The organism is Denitrificimonas halotolerans, assembly GCF_034259425.1.
Classification (GTDB): Bacteria; Pseudomonadota; Gammaproteobacteria; order Pseudomonadales; family Pseudomonadaceae; genus Denitrificimonas; species Denitrificimonas halotolerans.
The window spans coordinates 70,905-81,334 of the sequence record NZ_JAXIVU010000012.1 but is presented as its reverse complement, the minus strand read 5'-3'; the positions used below and the strand labels follow the sequence as shown (position 1 = coordinate 81,334).

At 44.7% G+C, this 10,430-nt stretch carries 11 protein-coding genes; 2 read left to right on the top strand and 9 right to left on the bottom strand.

Annotated features, from left to right (window positions below; genetic code table 11):
- Positions 1-402: 402 nt before the first annotated feature.
- On the bottom strand, positions 403-825 hold the full coding sequence (locus TOI97_RS09485; RefSeq protein WP_321553873.1) for an OsmC family protein: 423 nt from the start codon (positions 823-825) through the stop codon (positions 403-405).
- A 229-nt stretch (positions 826-1,054) separates the two neighbouring features.
- Here TOI97_RS09485 and crp point away from each other — a divergent pair, with 229 nt between their 5' ends.
- Positions 1,055-1,699, top strand: a complete 645-nt coding sequence (gene crp, locus TOI97_RS09480; RefSeq protein WP_321553872.1) for a cAMP-activated global transcriptional regulator CRP — start codon at positions 1,055-1,057, stop codon at positions 1,697-1,699.
- 23 nt (positions 1,700-1,722) lie between these two features.
- Here the strand turns inward: crp and TOI97_RS09475 are convergent, their stop codons facing one another.
- Positions 1,723-2,283, bottom strand: a complete 561-nt coding sequence (locus TOI97_RS09475; RefSeq protein WP_321553871.1) for a response regulator transcription factor — start codon at positions 2,281-2,283, stop codon at positions 1,723-1,725.
- A gap of 14 nt (positions 2,284-2,297) precedes the next feature.
- Positions 2,298-3,566 (bottom strand): ATP-binding protein, encoded by a 1,269-nt coding sequence (locus tag TOI97_RS09470; protein WP_321553870.1) that lies wholly within the window; start codon positions 3,564-3,566, stop codon positions 2,298-2,300.
- Between the two features lie 143 nt (positions 3,567-3,709).
- Here TOI97_RS09470 and TOI97_RS09465 point away from each other — a divergent pair, with 143 nt between their 5' ends.
- Positions 3,710-4,426, top strand: a complete 717-nt coding sequence (locus TOI97_RS09465) for an SIMPL domain-containing protein (protein WP_321553869.1) — start codon at positions 3,710-3,712, stop codon at positions 4,424-4,426.
- 46 nt (positions 4,427-4,472) lie between these two features.
- On the opposite strand, the gene TOI97_RS09460 is transcribed toward TOI97_RS09465, so the two are convergent.
- The 6 genes from TOI97_RS09460 to TOI97_RS09435 all read right to left on the bottom strand — a co-directional run bounded on the left by TOI97_RS09460 (position 4,473) and on the right by TOI97_RS09435 (position 10,379).
- Positions 4,473-4,718, bottom strand: coding sequence for a transposase (locus TOI97_RS09460; protein WP_321553868.1), 246 nt, complete (start codon positions 4,716-4,718; stop codon positions 4,473-4,475).
- A gap of 5 nt (positions 4,719-4,723) precedes the next feature.
- Positions 4,724-4,963 (bottom strand): transposase, encoded by a 240-nt coding sequence (locus TOI97_RS09455; RefSeq protein ID WP_321553867.1) that lies wholly within the window; start codon positions 4,961-4,963, stop codon positions 4,724-4,726.
- Between the two features lie 253 nt (positions 4,964-5,216).
- Positions 5,217-5,897 (bottom strand): Fe2+-dependent dioxygenase, encoded by a 681-nt coding sequence (locus TOI97_RS09450; RefSeq protein ID WP_321553866.1) that lies wholly within the window; start codon positions 5,895-5,897, stop codon positions 5,217-5,219.
- A gap of 54 nt (positions 5,898-5,951) precedes the next feature.
- On the bottom strand, positions 5,952-8,153 hold the full coding sequence (locus tag TOI97_RS09445) for a TonB-dependent receptor (protein WP_321553865.1): 2,202 nt from the start codon (positions 8,151-8,153) through the stop codon (positions 5,952-5,954).
- Between the two features lie 106 nt (positions 8,154-8,259).
- Positions 8,260-9,423 carry a type III PLP-dependent enzyme gene (locus tag TOI97_RS09440; protein ID WP_321553864.1) on the bottom strand — a complete coding sequence of 388 codons (1,164 nt, stop codon included), beginning with the start codon at positions 9,421-9,423 and terminating at the stop codon, positions 8,260-8,262.
- 320 nt (positions 9,424-9,743) lie between these two features.
- On the bottom strand, positions 9,744-10,379 hold the full coding sequence (locus TOI97_RS09435; RefSeq protein ID WP_321553863.1) for a LysE family translocator: 636 nt from the start codon (positions 10,377-10,379) through the stop codon (positions 9,744-9,746).
- Positions 10,380-10,430 lie beyond the last annotated feature (51 nt).

Sequence of the window (10,430 nt, the reverse complement as noted above, 5' to 3'; positions counted from 1 at the left end):
ACGCTCTTTAATCGAGCGTTGACTTAATTCATTAACAAAGTCCCAAACGAAATTGACGCTGCGAGCCATGCGGTTTAGCAAGGGCACATGCCTGTCTCGTACTCGAACTTTTAATGTTTTGGTGTGCTTCATCATACTGTATACAATACCAGTACCAACCTATACTGCAAAGACTTTAGCAGTCTGTTAAGGGGTTAAGGGGCTGCTTAAGCAGCCCTCGCTATCCATTCCCGCACTAAAAGTACGAGGTCTTACGCGATTTTGATAAGTAAGCAGCCCTTCAGTACCTTCTGCTCTTCCTTCACAGGCGTTTCCGCCTAGCAAAGGAAAAGTTTCTCTATATTAAGGCACGAGGATGCATACCAATGCTGATCTCAACGATGAATGCAAGTACAACACACTTTATGCAGCTTCAACAATTTCAAAACTATGAGTAATTTCCACCCCTGCACGCCCCAACATAATCGATGCTGAACAGTACTTCTCTGCAGACAGGTCAACTGCGCGCTTGACAACATTCTCTTTCAGCCCATTGCCACTGACAATAAAATGCAAAGTGATCTTGGTGAAAACTTTAGGCTCTACATCAGCTCGCTCTGCATCAATACGCACTTCACAGTCACTCACATCTTGGCGCGACTTCTTTAAAATACTCACCACATCAAAAGTACTGCAGCCCCCTAACCCCATCAAAAGCATTTCCATAGGACGTGCACTTAAATTACGCCCACCATGTTCTTCAGGACCATCCATTACCACCGTATGACCACTGCCAGACTCAGCTAAAAACATGGCTTGCTCAACCCACTTTACTCGTGCCTGCATCACTCCACTCCTTTATTCATGCGAAAAGCGCAAGCTTACCACAGCACCTCCCTCTAGCCGTACCCAGATACAAGATCACCTTAACTCTTAATTTTGTGATGCAGATCACAAATCTAAAACATCCTCACCGAAAACGAGCTAACCTCCAGAACAAATACGGCAAACTTAATATGTAAGCCGCCCAAAGCGCGGCTAGATATAGGTTATGCCTACCATCGAGGGAGACAGCATGGTTGCCATTACATACACACCGCAAATTGAAAATGTCGACTGGTTTCTAGAGCACTGCCAAGTCCATCAGTATGCTAAGAAAAGTACCATTATTGCGCACGACAGTCCTTGTGACTCTTTATATTTTATTTTAGCAGGTACAGTTACGATCTATATTGAAGACAGTAACGAAAAAGCAATGGTAATCACCTATCTCAATCAAGGTAATTTTTTTGGTGAGATTGGACTTTTTATTGGAGATGACAAGCAACGCGAGCGTGTCGCTCTTGCTCAAGCACGTACAGCTTGTGAAATCGCTAAAATAAGCTATGTGAAATTTCGCGAGCTCACACAAATCGACCCTAAAATGCTCTATGTACTTGGCAGTCAAATGGCCAATGCCCTACGTAATACTACAATCAAAGTCGGCAACCTCGCATTCCACGATGTAACAGGACGAGTCGCACGCACACTATTACAACTGTGTAAACAACCAGATGCGATTACTCACCCTGACGGTATGCAAATTAAAGTCACACGCCAAGAAATAGGCCGCATCGTTGGCTGTTCACGTGAAATGGTGGGTCGAGTACTTAAAACACTAGAGAACCAGGAGCTGATCCAGGTTAAAGGCCAAACCATTGTGGTATTTGGTACGCGCTAATCACTTCGGTAAGCCCCAAACACTTATCGATGCACAGGACGCTTTTGCAGTTTGCGCTGCAAAGTGCGTCTATGCATACCCAAAGCTCGTGCTGTTGCTGAGATATTTCCATCATGTTCAGCTAGCACACGCTGAATATGTTCCCACTGTACACGATCTACCGACATAGGGTTGTCCGGTACTAATGCTGCCAAGTCAGCTTGATCGGATAACAGTGCCACTAACACGTCATCTGCATCTGCAGGTTTACACAAATAGTTTGCCGCACCGCGCTTAATGGCTTCGACCGCAGTAGTAATACTTGAATAGCCGGTTAAAATCAGGACCTTCATTTCAGCATCCAGTTCAAGCAACTTCGGTAATAACACCAAGCCTGAGTCGCCCTCCATTTTCAAATCTAGAACTGCAAAATCTGGTAGATCTGCTTTAGCTAAGGCGAGTCCTTCATCTGCTGAGCCTGCAACAGTCACACGTAAACCACGTCGAGTCATCGCGCGAGCCATCACCCGTGTAAAAGTTTCATCATCATCCACTAGCAATAAATGCGGCTGCTCTTCACCCTCAAATAGGTTTATCTCAGTCACTAATAACTCCTCGCTTAAAGCTCTGTATGCACGCGTGGTAAACGCAACTCTGTCAAAGTTCCACCACCGTCTTGGTTATATAACTTTACCGTGCCACCCGAACGAATCACACTGGCTTGACTTAAAAACAAACCCAAACCAAAACCTTTGCCCTTAGTAGTAAAAAAAGGCTTACCCAATTGCTCTGCAATGGCTAAAGGCACTCCTGCACCATAGTCACGAATAGTGATAACAATCCACTGATCATCCCAATCTAAATCTATCTTCAAATTTTCATGACAGGCGTCCGCAGCATTATTTAATAAATTCAATAATGCCTGGCTTAAATCAACCGGCGGCATTAAAGCTGGTGGCATCCCTGTTCCAGAAACTTGATAACGATACGTTGCTTCGGGGCGCATTAAATGCCAACGATCTAAAGATGATTCCAACCATTGCACCACAGTTTGCTCAGCAACTGTTTGACGACGGTCAGCTTCTGCTGCACGTACCAACTGCTGCAAAGTCCCTTTACACAGCTTGACCTGTTCTTGCAATACAGCTAAATCCTCTTGCAAGTCTTTTTCACTGGCATGAGCATGACGCAGCTCAGTCAATAACACGCTCATCGTTGAAAGGGGGGTACTCAATTCGTGGGCAGCTCCGGCTGCCTGAGTTGCTACGGCTAAAAGTTGCTGATCACGCATATTATCTTCACGGCGTGCTGCGCGCAGTTGATCTTGTTCACGCACAGCTTCGGACATTTTTGCAACAAAAAACGTAATAAAAGCAGCAGAAAGAGCAAAATTAAGCCACATACCAAACAAGTGCAATGTAATCAGCAATTCGCCAACCTTTTCCCCTTGCAAATGCAAAGGCTGATACCAGATGAGCAACGCGGTATAACCCGTCAAAGCTAAACCACTTAACACAATAGAATACAGCCAAGGCAAAGTCGCTGCGGCAATGGTTAAAGGCACCAAATAATAGGCAACAAAAGGGTTGGTAGAGCCGCCTACATAGTAAAGCAAACCACTATGAATAAATAAATCCATCCCTAAATGTGCAGCAAATTCCAGCTCAGTCACTGGCCAACTACCACGTAAACGCAAACCAGTTAAAGTGCACATACCCAATGACAATAGCAAAATGATCAGCAATGGCAGCCACTCTAAGACCACCATGCCGCTGACATAAGTAAAGCCCAACGTTCCAGCCTGAGCAGCAAGAACTAAAAGACGAATCCAAGTCAGCCGCCATAGGTTCTGACGGCTAGCAGACAATAACTGTGTAGGTGCCAGCATAATTTCTCCTCGAGATATCCTTAGAGTATAACTGCCTCACAGCTTATCCTGATAAATCATTGAGCACTCACAGTCACCCAAGGAACCTTACCCTGAGTATACTGTCTTTTCCTTACTGCACCCCTGCCAATGGAGTCATAACAATGCAGTTTTTACGCTTAAGCGCACCAATCGCTTTACTCACCGCCAGCTTAGCTACTAGCAGCGCTGCACTAGCCAATGAGCAACTATATAACCAGGTTTCATTACGCGCCGAAGCCTACCAAGAAGTAGCTCATGATCAAATGGAAGTGACCCTATATACCGAAGAACAAAATACAGACCCCGCCCAATTAGCGACTCAAATCACTAAAACACTGAATTCAGCAGTAAAATCTGCCCGTCAGCAACCGCAAATTAATGTACGCATGGGCAATCGCCGCAGCTATCCAGTACACGATGAGAAAGATAAAAAAATCATTGCTTGGCGCGAACGTGCAGAAATACGCTTAGAAAGCACTGACTTCTCAGCACTATCAGCGCTAACAGGCAAGTTACTGCAATCTTTAAAAATGGCCAATATGCAGTTTAGTATTGCCCCAAAAACCCGTACAAACAGTGAGGACGCGCTGCTCAAAGAAGCCATTGATGCATTCCAAGCTCGCGCGCAATTGGTAACAGAAGCTTTTGGTAGCAAAGACTATAAAGTTGTAAATCTGAACCTCAGCAGCAGTGGCTTTGCGCGCCCACCAATCTATGCACGTTCCAACAAAATGATGATGGCAATGTCTGATGAGTCAGCTGTTACCCCAGAAGTTGAGGCCGGCAGCAGCCAAGTAAGCATTATTGCTGATGGTGTCATTGAGATTGCACAACCTTAACTTTACAAACTACTCCACCACTTTGTTAATTGACGTCCTCCCCGACCTAAAGAACGGGGATTCCTACTGCTAGACGGCCATGCCCGGCCGCGAGAATGTTACGTGCCGCGTTGATATCGCGATCGTGGGTGACACCACACCCACTGCACGTCCACTCTCTTATTCCAAGCCCTGCGATACCTTTCGGCCTCGATTCGGGCAAGCTGCCACAACTCGAACAGGTTTGGGTGGTGTATGCCTCATTTACTTCCTTAAAAACAATGCCTACGTGAGCGCATTTATAGTCCAGCATTGTTTTTAATTGACCCTGGCAGCATCCAACACTGACTTAGCTATCGTGGTTTTAACGAGTTTTAAACTACTAACATTGCCCACATAGATTTCACTGCAGCGGTTGACCAGCTCGCGGCTAAATTTGTGCAATGCGTCTTTTCTACGGTTAGCAATCTTGGCGTAAATGGTTTTGACTTGGGTTTTATTTCTAACCCGTTGCGCTATGACCAGCTTTCCCTCAAGGCCACGATATAGGCACTGCATTTTTTAACTCCATGCTCACTTGGTCTTTGTTACAAGTACCGAGGTGCTGTGTTCAGCAGTCAACACCTAAAACCGCTTAAAAGTATCAATCCTCGCACTAAAAGTACGGAGTCTTACGCGATTTTGATAAAACCAGAAGCATCGCTGCTGCACACTGCACTACGGTGTTTTACCTCTCCGCTCTCAAATCAAAACATCATAGCCAGCGATCAGTAACGCACACTAGGTTAACCTGCCAACCCTAACATTTGATTCAACGGGCCCAACGACGTAGTAAGTTATGATAAATACCCGTCAGTTGCACACTGACTGAATGTCCTGCGCCCATAGTTTGATTAACCTCTTGAATGCTTGTATCTAAGTCAAATAACAAACCACGTTGGGCATCCTCACGAATCATACTTTGCAACCAAAAAAACGAGCAAATACGCTGCCCATGGGTGACCGGCAACACCTGATGCAAGCTGCTAGATGGATATAAAACCATATCACCAGCGGGCAACTTGACACTGTGTGTACCATAAGTATCTTCCACAACCAATTCACCACCATCGTATTCATCAGGTTCACTAAAGAACAAGGTTGCGGACAAGTCAGTGCGTACTTTTTGCCCTGTATTCGGATCCATACGAATTGCATTATCCACATGTACACCAAAACCTTGACCAACTTGGTAACAGTTAAATAAAGGCGGAAAAATCGTTTCAGGTAAAGCTGCTGATATAAATAACGGATTGTTTTGCAGTGCCTGCACAATCAGTGCACCAATTTTAATCGCAATGGCCGAATCTTGTGCCAACTGCAAATTATTTTTTGCCATGGCTGATTGAAAGCCTGAGGTAGCATTACCGTCCTGCCAAGCCGCTTGGCCTAATAACTGGCGACACTCTTGCACTTGCAAGGGTGTGAGCACATTGGGGATATGTACCATCATAATTTTAATCTCAAAAACACCCTCTACACAGCTAGCATAGAGGGTGAATGCATCTTAGAACTTATAGGTCGTGGATAAAACGACGTTACGGCCATCACCGAATTCAACCGCAGATGAGCGTGAGTCATCGCCTGGACGTTGACGTACGCGCTCAACATAATCTTTATCAAAAATATTGTTCATATTGAGCTGCACATTGAGCTGATCATTGACTTGGTAAGCCACCAAAGCGTTGTGCACCCAGTATTCAGCTAACTTGGCTTTCGTATCTGAAGTGACATTACGCTGACTGACATAACGGCTACCATAACCTACTTGCCAGCCTTGTGGTAAATCATAAGTGGTCCACAAGTTAAACGAGTGTGGCGGTGTATTGGCCAATGCTTGGCCTTTTTTCTTGGCGTCGCTGGATTTGGTGGTCTCACTACTCATATAGGTATAGTTGGCATAGACTTTCCAGGCATCTGTCACTTTACCCGTCGCACCCAACTCCACACCTTGCACACGCTGCTCACCAGCTAAAACATAAGAACCATCCGCCAACTGCTCACGCGCATTAGTTTTTTCCACATGGTAAATCGCACCGTCTAGCTCTAATGCGCTATTAAAGAAGATCCACTTAGCACCCAACTCTAAACTGCGGTTTTTCTCTGGGGACAAATCTGCAGTAGCGCCACTCACACCAGACGCCATAGTGGTTAAGAACTCAGCTGATGGATTAAATGACGTGCCATAAGCGACATAAATACGGCCATTGTCCGCAGGCTTGTAGACTAAGCCCACACGGCCACTGAATTTTTTATCTTCAGTGCGGTAATTTTCATACTTTTCAGCTTTAGTTGCAGTTGCAAGTGTCGTTTTTTCATAATCGCCATTGAGCCAGTCATAACGCAAACCTAAATTAATATCCCACTTGGGCGTTAGGCTGATGGTGTCAAAGGCATAAACAGCTTTATTGGTCAGATGGGTTTTGGTGTTATCCAAAGAGGTGCGCTGTGCAGCACCGGCGTAGTAACTCGGTGGATTGTATAAATCATAATCAATGCCAGTAAAATCAAAGGCATGATTGTAAGCCTCACGGTCATAGGTTTCGCGCGACACTTCTCCGCCCACAACCCAGCTGTGTTGCATCCCTAAGAAATCGTTTTCACCAATTAAGCTCAGCTGGTTAATCCACATTTGTGATTCAACATCACGGCCATAACCTTGTGGGCCAGCAGGTTTATAACGGCCTGCTGGCAAACCAGCCACATTTACATGCGCAGCAGAAATAATCGTATCGCGATCAATGCGGCTGTAACGGGTTAAATTTTGCACCTGCAAGGCTTCATTAATATCGTGCTCAAACTTAATAGTGAAGGCATCACTGGTGATCTCTTCTTTATCAAAATTGCGGAAACCAAAGTAATCATCGCGGCTCACACCGGCGAGCTTTTTACCATCACGCGCTGGCACACCGTAGTCAGGTAAATTGTCGTCGACCTGATGGAAATAGCTCAGCGTTAAACGCGCGGTGTCACTTAGGCCAAATAACACCGAAGGTGCAATACCCCAGCGCTTACGATCAATATCATCACGGCCAGGCACATCATTTTCATGTGCCATTAAATTTAAGCGAAACGCACTGCCGCTACCTAAGCGCTCTAAGGTCTGGTTGGTATCTAAAGTCATACGGTGATAACCATCCGTACCTAAAGAAGCGCCCAACTCAGTAAAATCACGCAGCATAGGCTCTTTACTGGCCTGATTCACACTGCCGCCTGTAGTACCACTGCCACCAAAAACTGAGTTGGGGCCTTTAATTACCTCAACCGCTTCAATATTAAAAGTATCAGTACGGTTAGTCTGGGTGCTATCACGTAAGCCATCAATCTGCATATTCGCATTGGCACTAAAACCACGGATATTGACACTATCACCTGAGCCACCGCCACCCTCACCAGCATTGAAAGTAATACCTGAGACATTGCTCAGTACTTGACGCAAGCTCAGTGCTTGCTGCTCTTTAATCACTTCAGCAGGAATGACTTGAATGGTTTGCGGCGTATCAAATAGCGGCGCAGTATTTTTAACTGAAACGGAATGAGTACTGCGATAAGCCGGTGTTTCACCAACGACAGTTTGAGAGCTCAACTCAACAGCCGACATAACTTCTTGTGCAGCTGATAAGTGGCTAGCTGATGTCAAGACAAGGCCAACAGCAGTAAGCAACAAAGATTGAGGTTGTTTTTTTGAAGAAACGATTGGTGCAGACAAAGGAAATCCTCCTCTCTATCGGAGGAGGAATCCTAAATGATAACGATTAGCATTACCACTAATTTATTGAAATATCTGTATTGGGCCTATTTCCCACAAACTTTTGTTATAAATAATAAGACTTCAACGGCGGGAAACCATTGAACTCTACCGAGCTATAACTGGTGGTATAAGCCCCAGTTGATAACCAATAGAGTCGGTCTTCACTGGCTAAATTTAGTGGTAAACCATACTTATAATTCTCATACATAATGTCAGCACTGTCACAGGTAGGACCAGCAATCACAACATCTTCTAGCTCACCTTGCTTTTCAGTCCAAATCGGAAATTTAATGGATTCATCTAAAGTTTCAATCAAACCTGAGAATTTACCCACATCGGTATATACCCAACGTTCAACCGCTGTGCGCGACTTACGTGATACTAACACCACCTCACTGACCAAAATACCCGCATTGGCAATTAACGACCGCCCCGGTTCTAGAATGATTTCCGGCCACTCATCACCAAAATCTTCCTGTAAGAATCGGGTAATTTCTTCAGCATAAGCTTCCAAGGAATTGGTTTGATTCAAATAATTAGCAGGAAAACCGCCACCCATATTGATCATCTGAAGACGAATACCATCTTCATGTAATAAACGATCATAAATCAGCTTTACTTTACCAATGGCTGCATCCCATGAACCAATTTCACGCTGCTGTGAACCCACATGGAAGGAGACACCGTAAGGAACTAGACCTAAATCGCGAGCCAGCACTAATAAGTCCATAGCCATATCGGTCTGACAACCAAACTTACGAGAGAGAGGCCAATCTGCAGAACCAGAACCTTCGGTCAAAATACGCACATAAATTTTCGAGCCTGGTGCTGCTTTAGCGATATTACGCAGATCTGCTTCTGAGTCAGTGGCAAACATGCGCACACCTTTCTCATAAAAATAACGTATATCACGAGCTTTTTTAATGGTGTTGCCAAAGCTGATTTGTTCGGGTTTAACTCCACAAGACATCACCTTATCCAGCTCATAGATCGAGGCGATATCAAAATTAGATCCTTTATTTTTTAGCAACTCAGTAATTTCTAAAGCCGGATTAGCTTTTACTGCGTAATAAACTTTAGCAAAAGGAAAATTTTCTACGATCTCGTCATACGCACGAGCGATAGTTGCTGTATCAATCACAACAAATGGAGTTTCATGCTGATCAGCAAAGGCCTTCATTTTTTTAAAAGTTTCAGGCGCGAAATAGTCTTCCACATTAATGGACATAGCTGGACTCCTCTCCGGGTCATGGCAAAACAATAAAATAAGGGATTAAAACTGAACGCTAAATCCGTTTCCCCACTTTGGTTCGCCTACTTCCCAAGGCATGTCGCCGATGATTGATATCCCTAAAGCTATCAACCTCTCGTCGGCAGTACTTGAGCCGGATGGATCGTTTCAGCATGAGCGTTCTAAGCGCGCACTTTAGGGGCATGCTCTTTAGATAGCAACCTTAAACGAGCAATTTTAAGATTATTTTGTTCTAAGGATTTCATATATAGGCCAACACAGAAATAAATGAAAGCCCTATAACTATAGTAGAACTATTAAGCATCCCAAGCTAATAACGTATACAACGCGCCAACACTGGCTATCAGCAATAAAAAAACCGCTGATAAGAGAGATATCTTGCGCGCATGGCGCTGAAATAAACGTCCGCGCACCAACAACGCATAGCTCATTAAAATCACAAAATCGGCCAACATCCACACAAGGGTTAACACCCCTAAACTCAATTTCAAATTCGGCGTGACAGCAATAAATTGCGGGAAAAAAGCCACAAAAAAAATAATATCCTTAGGGTTGGATACCCCAAGCAAGAAACCATTGAAAAATCCTGAATGCCGCTTCGGAGCAAGACTAGAATCAGGCGTACGCGCTGTAGCGGTTTTATTCCGCAACTCAGCACGCAAATTATTGAAAGCCATCCAGCCTATAAATCCGCAACCTATTAAACTGACCCAATTGAGCCAATATTCGTGCAACGCCACCACTCCTGAAATAATCAGAGCAGCACTGGTAAGTAATACCAGAGAGGCCAAATTAGCCCCCAATACAGTGATCAGCGCATAGCGCACGCCATAACGTGCCGCAACATTCATTATCAAGGCCACCACTGGGCCTGGTGTAGCTATTAAGACAACTACTGCCACTATATAAGCCAGTAACACACTTACACTCATACTTACTCTTCCTTTACACTGTCTCAACAGCACTGTTACTTGTCACGCCTA